We start from the raw sequence: 14,694 nt of genomic DNA, 5'->3' as shown, positions 1-14,694 counted from the left end.
AGCGCGCCCCCGCCACCGCTTCCAGGGGGCTGTCCCACATGCTCAGGGCGCTGCTGTTCATCCTGCCGCTGGCGCTGATGATCTACGCCTTCATCGACTGCCTCAACACCCCGGAGGAAGAGGTCAAGCACCTTCCGAAGCCGGTCTGGGCCATCGTGATCCTGCTGTTCTCCGTGGTCGGCGCGGTCGGCTGGATCGCCGCCGGCAAGGAGCGGCGGCCGAGGACCCGGGGCGGCGCGGGCGCCGGCGGCTGGGTGGCCCCCGACGACAACCCCGAGTTCCTGAGGTCGCTGAAGGACGAGAGGAAGAGCGAGCCGGACCCGGGGGACGGGCCCGGCCCGGACGACCGCGAGGACCGCGACGCCCTGGAGGCGGAGCTCCGGCGCCGCGAGGAGGAGCTGAAGAAGCGCGAACGCGGCGAGGACACGGAGGGCTGATGGGCTCGCGGTACGGCGAGAGGGCCGGGAGCTGATGGGCTCGCGGTACGGCGAGAGGCGGGAGGGCTGATGGAGCTGCGGCTCCTCGTCACCTTCGAGAAGGTCGCGACGGTCCTCTCCTTCACCCGGGCCGCCGCCGACCTCGGCTACGCGCAGTCCAGCGTCACCGGCCAGATCCGGTCGCTGGAGTCCTCGCTCGGCGTGGAGCTCTTCGAGCGGCTCGGCAGCCGTATCCGGCTCACCGGGGCCGGGGAGCGGCTCCTGCCGTACGCGCGCCGGATGGCGGAGCTGGCGGAGGAGGCCCGTACGGCCGTGGCGAGCGCGGAGGCCCCTTCGGGGACGATCGCCGTCGGCACGATGGAGTCCCTCACCTCGTACCGGCTGCCGCCGCTCCTGGAGTACTTCCACCACCGCTACCCGGCGGTGCGGCTCACCCTGCGGCCCACGCTCGGGGACGAGACCCGGCAGGCGCTGCGGCAGGGCACGTACGACGTCGGCTTCCTGATGGAGCCCGACACCGAGCACGAGGGCCTGGAGTCGGAGGTCCTCGCGCCCGAACCGCTGGCCCTGGTGGCCGGTCCCGCGCATCCGCTGGTGGGGCGCGCGGCGCTGACGAGCGCGGAGGTGGCCGGCGCCCGGCTGGTGGGCACGGAGCCCGGCTGCCCGTACCGCGACCTGTTCGAGGCGGAGCTGCGGGAGTGGGCGCCGCCGTTCATGGAGTTCGGCACGATCGAGGCGACGAAGCGCGGGGTGGCGGCGGGCCTCGGGGTGGCACTGCTGCCCCGGGTCGCGGTCTCCGGGGAGCTGGCGTCCGGGGCGCTGGCGGAGCTGGCCTGGGAGGCCCCGTTCACGCTCTTCACCCAGCTCGCGTGGCGGCGGGGGAAGCGGCTTCCGGCGCATGTCCGGCTGTTCGTGGAGCAGGCGCGGCGCCTCGTGCGGGAGCAGAACTCGGGCGGGAGCCCGAGCCCGACAGGGTGACCTTGAGGCTGGCGAGCACGATGAGGGGCACGCCCAGGGCCTGGACGAGCCCGATGTGGTGGCCGTACACCGCCCAGTCGACGCCCATGGCGACGGCCGGGTAGGTGAAGGCGAGGACGGCGATCTTCGCGGTGGGCAGCTTGGCGTAGGCGGCGTACATGAGCACGTACATCAGCCCCGTGTGGATGAGCCCGAGACCCACGAGCCACAGCCAGCCGCTCCCGAGCCCCCCGACGGCACCGAAGTCGGCGAACGGCAGCAGCAGCGGAAGCCCGACGACCACCTGCGCGAGGGCGATCAGATGGGGCCGTATGCCGGTGATCCGCTTGGTGACGAAGGTCGCCAGGGCGTAGAGGACGGCGGCGGCGAGCGCGAACCCGAGCCCCTTGAGGGACGCGGTCTCCCCGGGCCGCACCCCGGAGACGAGCACGAGCCCGACGAAGGCGAGGGCGAGCCACCCCAGCTTCCCTGCGGATATCCGCTCCCGCAGGAACACCGCCCCGAGCAGCACCAGGAAGAAGGGCTGGGTGTGGTAGACGACGGTGGCCAGCGAGATCGAGGTGGCCTCGTACGCCTCGAAGAGGAACACCCAGTTGAAGACGATGAACACCCCGCCGAGCGCGGCCAGCCCCAGCTTCCCGGCGGTGAACCCGTGCCCGGTGAAGAACCCCCGGACGAGGCTGTACGCGCCGAGGGCGGCGGCCCCGAAGAGGCACCGGAAGAACACCACCTCGAACGGCGACGCCCCGGACTCGACGACGAAGACGCCGAGGGTGCCGGAGAGCGCCATGGCGAGGGTGAGTTCGACGGTTCCCCTGGTCTCGTTTCTCATGGGAACGACGCTACGGACGGCCCGGGAGGCGGTCCACGGGCCAGTGGGGCGTCCTCCCGATGGGGGCGATCGGCGGGGCCGATGGGAGCCCGGAATACGAGCGCGGAAGCGGGAGTTGGCCCCGAAGCAGGAGGCGCCCTCGACACCGGAGCAGACGACATGACCCTCGACACCGCAGGCGGCTCGTCCCACCCGGACCTCCCGGACCGCCCGTCCCGCTCGTTCCTCTTCGTCCTCGGCAGCTCGCGCTCCGACGGCAACACCGAGATCCTCGCCCGCGCGGCCGCCGCGCAGCTGCCCGCCGGGATCCCGCAGCGCTGGGTGGACCTGAACCGGCTGCCGCTCCCCGACTTCCAGGACGGCCGGCACGAGACCGAGGGCTGGCCGGCCGCCGAGAACGAGGAACTGCTGCGGCAGGCGACGCTGGAGGCCACGGACATCGTCATAGCCTCACCGCTGTACTGGTACACCCTCTCGGCCCAGACCAAGCGCTACCTCGACTACTGGTCGGGCTGGCTGAACGTCCCCGGCTCGGACTTCAAGCAGCGGATGGCGGGCCGGACGCTGTGGGGAGTGACGGTCATGGCCGACGACGACCACGCGGTCGCGGACGGCCTGGCGACGACCCTGAACCACTCGGCGGCCTACCTGCGGATGCACTTCGGCGGCCTCCTCACGGGCACGGGCTCCCGCCCGGGCCGAGTCCGCGCCGACGAGGCCGCCATGCGCCGAGCGAAGACCTTCTTCGAGAGCGAGACCCCGCTCGCGCGGTTCCCTCACGAGGAGGGGGCGGAAGCCCTGGTGTGACCGGTGAGGGGACGACGACCCGGTCCGGCCGGAGTTGTCCCGGCTCTCGCGCGGGCTCTCCGCATGCGAAAGAGCGAGCGGGACTCTGCTCGTCCGGAGCGTCGGAGCCGGGTAGGGGGCGCCGGACGGCAGAGGCACCCGCACACGAGATAGCGGACTCCTCGTACGCCGCTGTCGCGGGGCACGTGGTCCCGGCGGCGGTCGTGGCGGCCCATGACGCAGCGCGGTGACCTGTACTCCGGCTCTACGGGCCCGGCCGTCAGGGCGTCGGCCGGCAGGGACACGGTCACCGCGTCCGCGATCTCCGGCGTCACCCACCAGCCGTCCCCCGCGCGGTCGCGGTGCGATCCGCCGTGCCCGACGGCGAGCACGCAGACCGAACCGCCCCACAACGGCCGCACCACCTCCGCGACGGCGAACACCGACCGCCGCGCTCCGCACCGGCTCACCTGGAACATCCAGGTAGGTCACCTGGAGGACGTATCCGCACTCGTAGCGCGGGATGAGAAGGAAGACGAACATCCCGCCGGGTACGCGGCGATGAAGGCCGGCGGGGCGCCCCCGACGACGTACTCCTCGCTGGGGTCGTACTCCCACCTCCAGCTCACCCGCCCACCGCCCTGTGCGCCGCCCGGACGATGTCCCCGGCCTCCCGTACGTACCGCCGACTCTCCTCCGGGTCCTCCGCGATCTGAGCCAGGTATGCGGCGCGGCGCAATTCGCGGGCGGTGTCGGGGAAGCGTTCGATCTCGATGACGGCCGCCCACTCGACAAGGAACATGCGCAGAGGGGGGATGCCGCTCTGCTCGATGGCCTCCGTCACAGCGGCGCGTTGACTGGCGTCCATCTGCCGTGGCACGGCCCGCGCCGACCGTCGCCACACACGTGGCCGAGCCGGGGTGAGGCCCACGCCCCATCGGGGAAGAGTCCCCGCATGGACAAGGAACAAGCCCGCCGCTGGCTCGCGACCGCCATCGCCGAGGCCCGTGCCGGGCTCGCCGAGGGCGGGATTCCCATCGGGGCCGCGCTCTACGGAGCCGACGGGGCGCTGCTCGGGCGGGGGCGCAACCGGCGGGTGCAGGACGGGGACCCGTCCGCGCACGGGGAGACCGCCGCCTTCCGCGCGGCCGGGCGGCAGCGCTCGTACCGGGGGACGACCATGGTCACCACCCTCTCGCCCTGCTGGTACTGCTCCGGGCTCGTCCGGCAGTTCGGGATCTCACGGGTGGTCGTCGGGGAGGCGGAGACCTTCCACGGCGGGCACGACTGGCTTGCCGAGCACGGCGTGGAGGTCGTGGTGCTCGACGATCCCGAGTGCGTCGCGCTCATGCGGGAGTTCATCGCCGAGCGGCCGGCCCTGTGGAACGAGGACATCGGTGAGGAGTGAGGCGGGCCTCCCGAACAGCACACGTTGACAACAGAGTCGAAAAGCCGACCGCTTTCCCAACACAGCGTCGATAGTCTTGAGTTGACTGTGACGGGGGTGACGGGGCGTGGACAGGGACCTGTACGGCCGCGAGGCGGTCCTGCACGAGGCCGGGTTGGTCGCGCGTCTCAGCGGCCTCACCCGGCACGGCGTTGCCCGGGTGCCGTTCGAGCACGGTGACGATCCGCCGGTCACCGTGTTCACCGGCGGGCGCGGTACGGGGAAGACGGCCCTGCTCAAGGAGGTCCGCAACCGCTACAAGGGGTACACCCCGCTCGCCCTGCTCGACTGCGCCCACATCGAGCCGCCCGCCGACCACGGCCCCGGCTGGACCCCGGTCACCGGAGCGCTCGCCGAGCTCGCCGTGCAGCTGTCGCCGAAGGTGCTCGGCGCCCGGCCCGTGCGGTTCCCCCGGCTCTCGCTCGGTCTGGTGGCCGTCGCCTCGCTCGGCTGGTCCCAGGAGGACGACGAGCGGGCCCGGCGCGACCTGCTGCGGCTCGGGCCGCTGCTCGCCACCGTCGACGCGACCCGGGGCGCCGCCGCCAACTGGGTCGGCAAGGTCCTCGCCAAGCTCGCCGCGCGGTTCGCCGAGGCCACCGTCCCGCTCGCCGGGCTGGTCGCCGAGGCGACCGTGGAGACCGTCCTGGAGGAGGTGTTCGGGCGCATCCAGCGCGCTTCGGAGAGCTGGTACGGCAGCTACCGCAACGCCGGCGGGCACGGCAAGGCCGGGCTCCAACAGCTCGCCATCGACTTCGAGCAGGGTGGTCGGCGCCGCCGCGAGGCCGAGGACTTCCTCGTCGGCGCTCTGACCGAGGACCTGCTCCACGCCTACACCGGGCTGCGGCGCGGCAGCCGCATCGGCCGCCCGCTCGTCCTCCTCGACAACGCCCACGAGCCGCTCGGCCGACAGCTCGTCGAACCGATTCTGCGCGCCCGTGCCGAGGGCCACCGCGACCGGGTCGTCGTCCTCGCCGCCTCCCGGATCCGCGAGCACGAGGGGCTGCGGCACGCCACCAGGACCCGGCTGCCGGAGACCGCGCACCGGGCGCCCTGCCCGCGCGGGACGAGCGTCGGCTCCGGCATCCTCGCCGTCGAACTGACACCGCTCTCCCCCGCGCAGACCCGTTCCGCCTTCGACCGGCACGACCCGGCCGGCCGGACGCCCGTCGAACTCGCCCGCGCCGTCCACCGGCTGACCGGCGGCCGCCCCCTCGGCGTGGCACTCCTCGGCCGGGCCGCCGGCGAGGCCCCGCAGCACCTGCGGGCCGGGCTCACCCCGGGCGGGCTGCTCGACCTGACCGTGGAACTGCGCGAGGACTCCCCGCCGGTGCCCGTCGCCCCGACCCTGCTCGCCGAGCTGCTTCCGGTGCGGCGGCCCGGCCCGTACGCGGTGCTGGCCGCCGCCCACGACGAGGAGTCGGCCCGGATGCTCGCCCACGCCCGGCTCCAGGGCGAGTCGCTGGACGGGGACGTGGCACTGCGCGTCCGCGACCACCTGCGTTCCGAGGACTGGCCGGAGGGTCCGGGGCACTTCGTCGCCGACCCGCTGCTCCGCGCACTGCTCCTGCACCGGCTCCGCTTCGAGGACGGCGACCATCCCCGGTACGCCGCCTGGCACGCCGTCCACGAGACCCTGCGCCGGCACTACGGGCCCGAGCGCGGACCGTACCGGCTCCATCACGACCTCGCGCTCGGCCGCACCGAGGAGGCCGTCACCCATCTGCGGGAGACCTTCCCCGAGCAGGACGTCGTCGGGTGGCTGGGACGGCTGCGGTTCATCGGCTCCGCCCCCTGCCCCCGGGAGCGGAACCGGACGGGTCCCGACCCTCGCCGGGCGGTCGCCCTCGGCCAGGGGCCGCCGGGTGACCTGCCACCGGGCCTCGACGCCGACACCGTCGAACTCCACCTGTCCATACGGCGGTTGCTGCACGCCGTGTGGCTTCTCACCGATCCGCTCGCACTGCCCGACGACGAGGTGGCCGACCGCCTCGCACACGAGCTGCGCCGGCTCTCCGGCCGCCATCTGACGGGCAGCGGTTCGCTCTGGGACGCGGCCACCCACTGGCCCCGCGACATCCGCGCCTGGCGGGAGCTGTCCCTGCCGCCAGGCCAGGAGGCACCCCCCGGCCCGACGTGAGCCGCCCGGCCCCGGACGACGGGGCCCCACGCCACCCGATCCGACCGACCTGATCCCACCCGGCCCGACCCGACCCCCACGTAGCCCCCTGAGGACGGAGTCCGACGCATGCCCGACCGACCGCTCGACCGGCTGCGGCGCCGCGTCCGCACCCCCCGTCAGAAGCTCGTCGCCGCCGTCGTCACCGCCGCCGTCGTCCTCGGCCTCGGCGGCTACGGGATCAGCCGGCTCACCACCCCGGAGGACCGCTCCTGCGCGCCCGGCGTCGAACGCCCGGCCGGCAGCGCCGAATGCGTGGGCGTCAACGGCGACGGCCACGACTTCCGTATCACCGAACTCCGCGACATCGCCGCCGCCATCAGCGCCGAGAACGCCACCCTCAAGGCCGGCGAGTACGTGACCGTCGCCGTCCTCCTGCCGCTGACCTCCGTCGACAGCGGCATGCGCGTCAAGGTGCTGCACGAACTCCAGGGCGCCTACGCCTACCAGTACCGCGCCAACCACGAGTCCAACAGCGAGACCCCGAAGATCCGGCTCGTCCTCGCCAACACCGGCCAGCGCAACGCCCACTGGCGTCCCACCGTCGACCGGCTCATCACCATGACGGGCGCGCCCGACCGGCTGCGGGCCGTCTCCGGCGTCGCCACCTCCTCCACCGAGATACGCCAGGCGCTGACCGCGCTCACCGGCGCCGGGATCGCCGTCGTCGGCACCACGATCACCGCCGACGACATCGCCAACGGCCCCGGCGCGGGCAACCGCTACCCCGGCCTCGCCCGCGTCTCCCCCACCAACGGCGACGAGGCCAAGGCCCTCGCCCACTTCGGCAAGGTGGACGCCACCAAGGCCTTCCTCGTCCAGGACACCCGCACCGGCGACCACTACACCGACACCCTCAAGGCCGCGTTCGCCGCCAACCTCAAGGGGGCCCCGCACGAGCCCGCGCTCTTCACCTCGCCCCCCGACCCGACCGAGGAGGGCACCACCGCGAACACCTTCCGTCAGATCACCCACCTGATCTGCGACACCCGCGCCGAGACGGTCTTCTTCGCGGGCCGCCACACCCAACTGCGCCAGTTCATCAACGCCCTCGGCGCGCGGGGCTGCGTCGACCGCGCCTTCACGGTCCTGACCGGCGACGAGGGCTCGTACCTGGGAGCGGACGAGAAGCTCGACCGGAACGCCCTGAAGGCGAAACTCACCGTGCGGTACGCGGCGCTCGCCCACCCGGACTCCTGGAAGCCGGCGCCGGGGCGGCAGATCCCGTCGACTGGCGGTTCGGTGGTGGCGTACTCGACGTTCCTCACGGACATCGCCCGCGCCTCGAAGAAGCCGGTGGCGCTCACGGACGGGCAGGCGATCATCGCGTACGACGCGATGGCGACGGCCGTCCACGCGATCCGCCAGGCCACCCCGCAGGGCGCCCCCTTCCCGGAGCTGGCGGACGTGGTGACCCAGTGGCCGCAGGTCAAGGGCTCGCTGCGGGTGCAGGGCGCGAGCGGCTGGATCTGCCTGGACAACTACGGAAACCCGTACAACAAGGCCGTCCCCATCGTGGAGCTGGCCCAGGACGGCACCCAGCGCTTCGTCCAGATCGCCTGGCCGGAGGGCCGCCCGCCGGCCCTCTCCTGCCTCCCGCCGAAGCGGAACTGAGCCCCCGCGCCCGGAAGCCGCCCCTCCCGGAGGCCCCCGCCCCGCGCCCCGCGCCCGAACGGCCCAGCCGACCCGGGCAGCTGTTGTCGCCCCCCGGGGCTCCCCGGAAGCTGGGACGGCGGCCCGTACGGCATACCCCCACGCCCCGGGGGTACGAGGGCAGCCGCATGAGGGGACGAAGGGAGCGCGATTCATGGGAGTCGACTCGGCACCGGCGCCTGTGCCGGCGGACACGGGCGGCGGCACGGTCACGACGGCGGTCCCGGCCCGCCTCGACCGCCTGCCGTGGTCCAGGTGGCACTGGATGATCGTGATCGGCCTCGGCACCGTCTGGATCCTCGACGGACTCGAGGTCACCATCGTCGGCAACGTCGCCGGCCGCATCGCGGAGGAGGGCAGCGGCCTCGCCATCACCTCCGCGCAGGTCACCGGCATCGCCGCCGCCCTGTACGTGGCGGGAGCCTGCCTCGGAGCACTGTTCTTCGGCTGGCTCACCGACCGCTTCGGGCGCAGGAAACTCTTCATGATCACCCTGGCCGTCTATCTGGCCGCGACGGCGATGACGGCCCTGTCCTTCGAGTCCTGGTGGTTCTTCCTCTTCCGCTTCCTCACCGGCTTCGGCATCGGCGGCGAGTACGCGGCCATCAACTCGGCGATCGACGAGCTGATCCCGTCCCTCTACCGGGGCCGGGTCGACCTCATCATCAACGGCAGCTACTGGCTGGGCGCCATCGGCGGCGCCCTGCTGTCCATCGTCATGCTGGACACCGACATCTTCCCGAAGGACCTCGGCTGGCGGCTCAGCTTCGCCCTCGGTGTCGTCCTCGGCCTCGTCATCCTGCTTGTCCGACGGCACGTCCCGGAGAGCCCACGCTGGCAGTTCATCCACGGCCAGGGAGAGGCCGCCGAGGAACTGGTGTCGTCGGTCGAGCGCGAGATCGAGCAGGAGAAGGGCCGGAAGCTGCCGCCGCCGGCCGGTGAGATCACGATCCACCAGCGCAAGAGCATCGGCTTCGGGATGATCGCCAGGACGGTCTTCGCCCGCTATCCGCGCCGCGCGGTCCTCAGCCTGTCGCTGTTCATCGGGCAGGCGTTCCTCTACAACGCCATCACCTTCGGCTTCGGCGCCATCCTCACCACGTTCTTCGACGTGCCGACCGGGAACACCGGCTACTACTTCGCCGTCATCGCGGCGGGCAACTTCGTCGGTCCGCTGCTGCTCGGCAAGCTCTTCGACACCGTCGGACGCCGGATCATGATCTCCTCCACGTACGTGCTGTCGGGCCTGCTCCTGTTCGTGACGGCGTGGCTCTTCGACCGGGGCTCGCTGACGGCGACGACCCTGACGGCGTGCTGGTGCGTGGTGCTCTTCTTCGCGTCGACCGGCGCCTCCAGCGCGTACCTGACGGTCTCCGAGATCTTCCCCATGGAGACCAGGGCGATGGCCATCGCCTTCTTCTACGCACTCGGCACCGCGGCCGGCGGCATCAGCGGCCCGCTGGTCTTCGCCGAGCTCACCGAGTCGGGCGTCGTCGGCGACACGGTCCTGGCGTTCCAGATCGGCGCCGGCCTGATGGTCGCCGCCGGGCTCGTGGCCGCGTTCCTGGCGGTGGACGCGGAGCGGCGCTCGCTGGAGGACATCGCGGAACCGCTGTCGGTGGCGAAGTAGGACGCCCCCGGGGTCTCGGAGGCCGTACGCGTCTCAGGGCTCCCACTTCGGCCAGGTGGCGGCCTCCCGCTCGTACAGCTCCCGCAGGTGCCCCCATCGCTCGGACGTCCGCTCCCGCCAGTCGGCGGGGTGGCCGTCCAGGGCGCGGGCGAGCCATTCGAAGTGGTCGTGCCAGGCCGCGAGGCGGTCGAGCCGGTGCTCCGGCGGCCCCCGGAGTTCGTTGGTGAAGCGCAGCACGGTCGACCCGTCGCCGCCGGGTCCGGGTTCCAGGCGGAACCGGATCCGGCCGTGCGTCGGGTCGACGGTGTATTCGGCGACCCGCTCGGGGTCCCAGGCGGTCACCCGCCCCGCGTCCTCGGTGTCGCCGCTGGTCAGCCGGTGGAGGGTGATCCGGCCACCGAGCCGTGGTTCCAGCGGGTCCACGGCGCACAGCCAGCCGGCCAGGCCCTCGGGGGACGCGACGGCCGCCCACACCGCCGACACGGGGTGGGGCAGCTCGACGACGAACCGCAGCAGGTGCGTGTCCCCGTCGTGGGTCTCGCTCCGGCCCCGGGGTATCTCGCTCATGCCTCAAGCGTCACCCCGGGGCGGACCCGCTGCCAGCTCAGACGCCGGCGTACGAGTGCTTGCTGCTCACGAAGATGTTGACGCCGTAGTAGTTGAAGAGGAAGCAGGCGAAGGCGATGAGCGCGATGTACGCGGCCTTCCGGCCCTTCCAGCCGGCCGTCGCGCGCGCGTGGAGGTACGCGGCGTAACCGACCCACGTGATGAAGGACCAGACCTCCTTGGCGTCCCAGCCCCAGTAGCGGCCCCAGGCGTCGCCGGCCCAGATCGCGCCGGCGATGATCGTGAAGGTCCAGAGCGGGAAGACGGCCGCGTTGATCCGGTACGAGAACTTGTCGAGCGAGGCCGCGGAGGGCAGCCGCTCCATGACCGAGCGGGCGAAGGCGCCCGGGTCGCCGCCGGTCGCGAGCTTGTTCTCGTACGAGTCGCGGAAGAGGTACAGCAGGGTGGCGACCGCACCGAGGTAGAAGACCGCGCCGCAGAAGATCGCGGTGGAGACGTGGATCCACAGCCAGTACGAGTCGAGGGCGGGGACCAGCTGGTCGCTGGGCGTCTTCAGCCAGGTGGTGGCCATGCCCAGGTCGAGCAGGACCGTGGTCACCAGGGGAAGACCGATCCAGCGGACGTTCTTCCCGGCGACGAGGAAGGCGAGGTACGCGCCGACCGCCACCGTCGAGAAGGTGGTGGAGAACTCGTACATGTTGCCCCAGGGGGCCCGCTGCACGGCGAGCGCCCGGGTGACCACGCCCGAGGCCTCGACCAGGAAGGCGAGGGCGGTGAGCGAGACGGCGATACGGCCGTACAGGTCGCCCTTGACGGTGCCGCCGGCGGCGCCGGGGCCGTCCGGCACGTCACGGCTGCCGGCCGCGGCACGGGTGACGACCTTCGGCTTGTCCAGGACGGCGGTGCCCCCGGCCTGCTCGACCCGCACCGTCACGGCGGCGGCGGCCGCGGTGGCACGCGAGGTGAGGGCGGCGGAGGTGCGGCCGACCTTGCTGCGGCTGCCGAACACCCACTCGGCGATGTGGGCGAAGAAGGCCAGGGTGTAGACGGCCATCGAGGAGTAGATGAGCAGGTCGCTCATCCGCGCCAGGCTCTCGTCGGTCGTGGCGGCGAGGATCACTTGTCGGCCTCTCCAGAAGGGGCAGGGTCTGCTGCGGTTGCTTCCGCGGGTTCCGGTGCGGCGGTGGGCGGGGCCTGTCCGGTGAGGGCGAGGGCGAGGTCGCCCAGCTCCTCCGGCAGCTTCGCGGACTCGCTCCGGCCGAGCCCGGCCATCTCGACGACCGTCACGCCGTCCTCGCCCCGGGCGGCCCGGACCCAGACCCGGCGCCGCTGGATGAAGAGCGAACCGGTCAGTCCGGCGATGGCGGCGATCGCGCCCGCGAGGGCGAGGCCGTTGCCCGGCTGCTGCGAGATCTGGAAGCTCGCCCACTCCTTGACGTCCTTCTCGAAGGTGATCGAGCCGGCGCCGCCGGGCAGCGTCATGGTCTCGCCGGGCAGCATCCGCTGGGCGAACTTGTTGCCGGACGCGTCCGTGAACTGGGTCATCTTGGACTTGTCGAGCTGGTACACGTTCTGCGGCAGCCCGGAGTCGACGCGCAGGTCGCCGTGGAAGCCGGTGAGCGCCATGACGGGGAAGTCGAGTGCGGGGAACTGGGAGAACATCGTGCCCTTGCCCGCGCCGGCGAAGGTCGGCACGAAGAAGGCCTGGAAGCCCAGCTGCTCCTTCTTGCCGTTCTTGTCGCGGTAGCCGTCCATGACCTTGATGGCGCCGGTGGACGTGATGTTGTTGTCGATGGGGAGCAGCGGCACGGCGCCGTGGAAGACGGTCTTGCCGCGGCCGTCCTTGACGGTGACGACGGGGGCGTAGCCGTGGGCGATCAGATAGACCTTGGAGTCGCCGACCTCCAGGGGTTCGTTGACCCGGATGACCGCCTTCTTGTCCGCGCCGCCCTGCGAGTAGGTGACGGCCGCCTCGAAGGTGCGCGGGGTGCCGCGCTGGGGGCCGTCCTTCTCGTACGTGCCCTTGAAGGAGTCGAGGACGAAGCTGAACGGCTCGAGTTCGTCGGTGCCGAACTGGGAGCCGGACTTGAAGTCGTCGTACTGGGTGAGCGTGTTGGAGAAGCCGTCGCCCTCGACGATCAGCTTGCCGCCCTCGGACTTGAAGAGCTGGCCCCAGGCGAAGGCGACGAGCATCACGATCAGGGCGATGTGGAAGGCCAGGTTCCCGGTCTCGCGGAGGTAGCCCTTCTCGGCGGCGACGGCGTCCCGGGCGGTGTGGGCGCGGAAGCGGCGCTCCTTGAGGAGGCCGAGGGCGGCCTCGCGGACCTGCTCGGGCTCGGCGTCCGTGCGCCAGGTCGTGTACGCGGGGAGCCGGTCGAGGCGCCGGGGGGCGCCCGGCGGGCGGCTGCGGAGCTGGCCGACGAACTGCCAGGTGCGCGGCACGATGCAGCCGATGAGGGAGACGAACAGCAGGATGTAGATCGCGGAGAACCACACCGAGCTGTAGACGTCGAAGAGCTGGAGCCTGTCGTAGACCGGGCTGAGGGTGGGGTGGGCGTCCTTGAAGGCCTGCACCTTGAGCTCGTCCGCGCTGGTCTGCGGGATGAGGGAGCCGGGGACGGCGCCGAGGGAGAGCAGGAAGAGCAGGATCAGGGCGACCCGCATGGAGGTCAGCTGCCGCCAGAACCAGCGGATCCAGCCGACGACCCCGAGCGTGGGGCCGCCGAGGACGGTCTCGCTCCGGTCCTCGACGGGGGCGGTCGAGAGCTGGGCCCCGGCGTCGCCGAGGTTGTCCTGCTCCGACGTCGTGTCGGTCTTGCTCATGGAACTCAGATCCCCACCGTGAAGCCGTTGGACCAGCCCTGCATCGTGGACACCATGGTGTCCCACACTCCTGTGAGCATGAGCAGTCCGGTCAGGATCATCATGCCGCCGCCGATCCGCATGACCCACACATAGTGCTTCTTGACCCATCCGAAGGCGCCGAGCGCCTTGCGGAAGGCGACCGCGGCGATGATGAAGGGCAGTCCGAGGCCGACGCAGTACGCGAAGGTGAGCAGCGCTCCCCGGCCGGCGCTGGCCTGCTCGGTGGCGAGCGCGTTGACGGCGGCGAGGGTGGGTCCGATGCACGGTGCCCAGCCGATGCCGAAGAGGGCGCCGAGCAGCGGCGCGCCGACGAGGCCGGCGACGGGCTTGCGGTGGATGCGGAACTCGCGCTGGGTGACTCCGGGCATGAGCCCCATGAAGAACAGGCCCATGAGGACCATCAGGACGCCGAGGATCTTGCCGAGGACGTCCCGGTGTTCCTGGAGCGTCCACCCGAAGTAGCCGAAGAGCGCGCCTCCGGAGACGAACACGGCGGAGAAGCCGAGGACGAAGAGGGAGGCGCCGGCGGCCATGCGGCCGCGTCGGGCCTCGGCCAGGTCGGTGCCGGTGACGCCCGTCACGTAGCTCAGGTAGCCGGGGACGAGCGGCAGGACGCAGGGGGAGAAGAAGGAGACCAGGCCGCCGAGTACGGCGATGGGCAGGGCGAGCAGCAGGGCTCCGCTGAAGACCGTCTCGTTCACGTCACTTCTCCGCGAGCAGCGGCTCGATCATCGACCGGAGCTTCTTCTCGTCGAGTGCCATGAGGGCTCGGGCGGCGATCCTGCCCTCCTTGTCGAGGACGACGGTGGAGGGGATGGCCTGCGGGTTGAGCGTGCCCTTGGGGAAGCCGAAGAGGATCAGCTTGCCGTTGGGGTCGTAGAGGCTCGGGTACGGGACTCCGTAGTCCTCTTCGAAGGTGAGGGCCTGCTGCTTGTTGAAGTCGCGGGTGTTGAGGCCGACGAACTCGACGCCCTGGTCCTTGAGGTCGGCGGCGACCTTCACGAAGTGGGGGGCCTCGGCGCGGCAGGGGCCGCACCAGGAGCCCCAGACGTTGAGGACGACGATCTTGCCCTTGAGGTCGGCGATGTCGAGCTGTTCGCCTTCGAGGGTCTTGCCCGCGATCTTCTCGGTGGCCGTGCGCTTGCCCTTGGCGACGGTGGAGATTCCGCCCGTGTCGGTCACGAAGTTGGTGTTGCCGCCGCCGCCGGACTTGCCGTTGCTGTCGCCGCCGCAGGCCGAGAGCGCGAGGGCGACGGTCAGCACTCCGACGGCGAGCAGGGTGCGGCGAGGGGCACGGTCAAGGCTCATGTGAAAAGTTTCGCA

General features: G+C 71.9%; 13 protein-coding genes and 1 pseudogene. 7 read left to right on the top strand and 7 right to left on the bottom strand.

Annotation, left to right across the window (positions count from 1 at the left end):
• Positions 1–38: 38 nt before the first annotated feature.
• A complete protein-coding gene (locus ACFWV2_RS22385) occupies positions 39–437 on the top strand; it encodes a PLD nuclease N-terminal domain-containing protein (protein WP_384406947.1) in 399 nt (132 codons plus the stop codon).
• 69 nt (positions 438–506) lie between these two features.
• Positions 507–1,382 (top strand): annotated as a pseudogene (locus ACFWV2_RS22380) (LysR family transcriptional regulator); the annotation flags it as partial.
• Here the strand turns inward: ACFWV2_RS22380 and ACFWV2_RS22375 are convergent.
• The gene (locus ACFWV2_RS22375; RefSeq protein ID WP_384406945.1) at positions 1,294–2,247 is read right to left on the bottom strand and encodes a DMT family transporter; all 954 of its coding nucleotides are present in this window, start codon (positions 2,245–2,247) and stop codon (positions 1,294–1,296) included. The pseudogene ACFWV2_RS22380 and the gene ACFWV2_RS22375 overlap by 89 nt on opposite strands.
• A 159-nt stretch (positions 2,248–2,406) precedes the next feature.
• Here ACFWV2_RS22375 and ACFWV2_RS22370 point away from each other — a divergent pair, with 159 nt between their 5' ends.
• A complete protein-coding gene (locus ACFWV2_RS22370; protein WP_384406943.1) occupies positions 2,407–3,054 on the top strand; it encodes a flavodoxin family protein in 648 nt (215 codons plus the stop codon).
• 604 nt (positions 3,055–3,658) lie between these two features.
• Here the strand turns inward: ACFWV2_RS22370 and ACFWV2_RS22365 are convergent.
• The gene (locus ACFWV2_RS22365; RefSeq protein WP_384406941.1) at positions 3,659–3,877 is read right to left on the bottom strand and encodes a hypothetical protein; all 219 of its coding nucleotides are present in this window, start codon (positions 3,875–3,877) and stop codon (positions 3,659–3,661) included.
• 111 nt (positions 3,878–3,988) lie between these two features.
• Here ACFWV2_RS22365 and ACFWV2_RS22360 point away from each other — a divergent pair, with 111 nt between their 5' ends.
• The 4 genes from ACFWV2_RS22360 (at position 3,989) to ACFWV2_RS22345 (ending at position 9,939) form a co-directional block, all read left to right on the top strand.
• Positions 3,989–4,441: a nucleoside deaminase gene (locus ACFWV2_RS22360; protein WP_384406939.1), complete on the top strand. Its 453-nt coding sequence runs from the start codon at positions 3,989–3,991 to the stop codon at positions 4,439–4,441.
• Between the two features lie 106 nt (positions 4,442–4,547).
• Entirely contained in the window at positions 4,548–6,617 is a 2,070-nt protein-coding gene (locus ACFWV2_RS22355) for a hypothetical protein (RefSeq protein WP_384406937.1), read from the top strand.
• Positions 6,618–6,725: 108 nt separating this feature from the next.
• Positions 6,726–8,270, top strand: a complete 1,545-nt coding sequence (locus tag ACFWV2_RS22350; RefSeq protein ID WP_384406935.1) for a hypothetical protein — start codon at positions 6,726–6,728, stop codon at positions 8,268–8,270.
• 193 nt (positions 8,271–8,463) lie between these two features.
• Positions 8,464–9,939: an MFS transporter gene (locus tag ACFWV2_RS22345; RefSeq protein WP_384406933.1), complete on the top strand. Its 1,476-nt coding sequence runs from the start codon at positions 8,464–8,466 to the stop codon at positions 9,937–9,939.
• A 33-nt stretch (positions 9,940–9,972) separates the two neighbouring features.
• Here the strand turns inward: ACFWV2_RS22345 and ACFWV2_RS22340 are convergent, their stop codons facing one another.
• Genes ACFWV2_RS22340 through ACFWV2_RS22320 form a run of 5 tightly spaced genes read right to left on the bottom strand, consistent with a single transcriptional unit; the run spans position 9,973 to position 14,679 of the window.
• Entirely contained in the window at positions 9,973–10,506 is a 534-nt protein-coding gene (locus ACFWV2_RS22340) for an SRPBCC domain-containing protein (RefSeq protein WP_384406931.1), read from the bottom strand.
• A gap of 37 nt (positions 10,507–10,543) precedes the next feature.
• The gene (gene ccsB, locus ACFWV2_RS22335; RefSeq protein WP_384406929.1) at positions 10,544–11,626 is read right to left on the bottom strand and encodes a c-type cytochrome biogenesis protein CcsB; all 1,083 of its coding nucleotides are present in this window, start codon (positions 11,624–11,626) and stop codon (positions 10,544–10,546) included.
• The gene (locus ACFWV2_RS22330) at positions 11,623–13,329 is read right to left on the bottom strand and encodes a cytochrome c biogenesis protein ResB (RefSeq protein ID WP_384406927.1); all 1,707 of its coding nucleotides are present in this window, start codon (positions 13,327–13,329) and stop codon (positions 11,623–11,625) included. The genes ccsB and ACFWV2_RS22330 overlap by 4 nt, the downstream gene beginning before the upstream one ends.
• Positions 13,330–13,334: 5 nt before the next feature.
• Positions 13,335–14,072: a cytochrome c biogenesis CcdA family protein gene (locus ACFWV2_RS22325; protein WP_384406925.1), complete on the bottom strand. Its 738-nt coding sequence runs from the start codon at positions 14,070–14,072 to the stop codon at positions 13,335–13,337.
• Between the two features lies 1 nt (position 14,073).
• The gene (locus ACFWV2_RS22320; protein WP_384406923.1) at positions 14,074–14,679 is read right to left on the bottom strand and encodes a TlpA family protein disulfide reductase; all 606 of its coding nucleotides are present in this window, start codon (positions 14,677–14,679) and stop codon (positions 14,074–14,076) included.
• Positions 14,680–14,694: the final 15 nt, after the last annotated feature.

The organism is Streptomyces sp. NPDC058671, assembly GCF_042716475.1.
Classification (GTDB): Bacteria; Actinomycetota; Actinomycetes; order Streptomycetales; family Streptomycetaceae; genus Streptomyces.
Note: the sequence above shows the minus strand (reverse complement) of the source record. Positions and strands in the feature narration are given on the sequence as shown.

Bases quoted from the DNA above. Each gene is read 5' to 3' on its own strand.
- ACFWV2_RS22385 (WP_384406947.1), top strand. From the start codon at position 39: ATGCTCAGGGCGCTGCTGTTCATCCTGCCGCTGGCGCTGATGATCTAC.
- ACFWV2_RS22375 (WP_384406945.1), bottom strand. From the start codon at position 2,247: ATGAGAAACGAGACCAGGGGAACCGTCGAACTCACCCTCGCCATGGCG.
- ACFWV2_RS22370 (WP_384406943.1), top strand. From the start codon at position 2,407: ATGACCCTCGACACCGCAGGCGGCTCGTCCCACCCGGACCTCCCGGAC.
- ACFWV2_RS22360 (WP_384406939.1), top strand. From the start codon at position 3,989: ATGGACAAGGAACAAGCCCGCCGCTGGCTCGCGACCGCCATCGCCGAG.
- ACFWV2_RS22350 (WP_384406935.1), top strand. From the start codon at position 6,726: ATGCCCGACCGACCGCTCGACCGGCTGCGGCGCCGCGTCCGCACCCCC.
- ACFWV2_RS22345 (WP_384406933.1), top strand. From the start codon at position 8,464: ATGGGAGTCGACTCGGCACCGGCGCCTGTGCCGGCGGACACGGGCGGC.
- ACFWV2_RS22340 (WP_384406931.1), bottom strand. From the start codon at position 10,506: ATGAGCGAGATACCCCGGGGCCGGAGCGAGACCCACGACGGGGACACG.
- ACFWV2_RS22330 (WP_384406927.1), bottom strand. From the start codon at position 13,329: ATGAGCAAGACCGACACGACGTCGGAGCAGGACAACCTCGGCGACGCC.
- ACFWV2_RS22320 (WP_384406923.1), bottom strand. From the start codon at position 14,679: ATGAGCCTTGACCGTGCCCCTCGCCGCACCCTGCTCGCCGTCGGAGTG.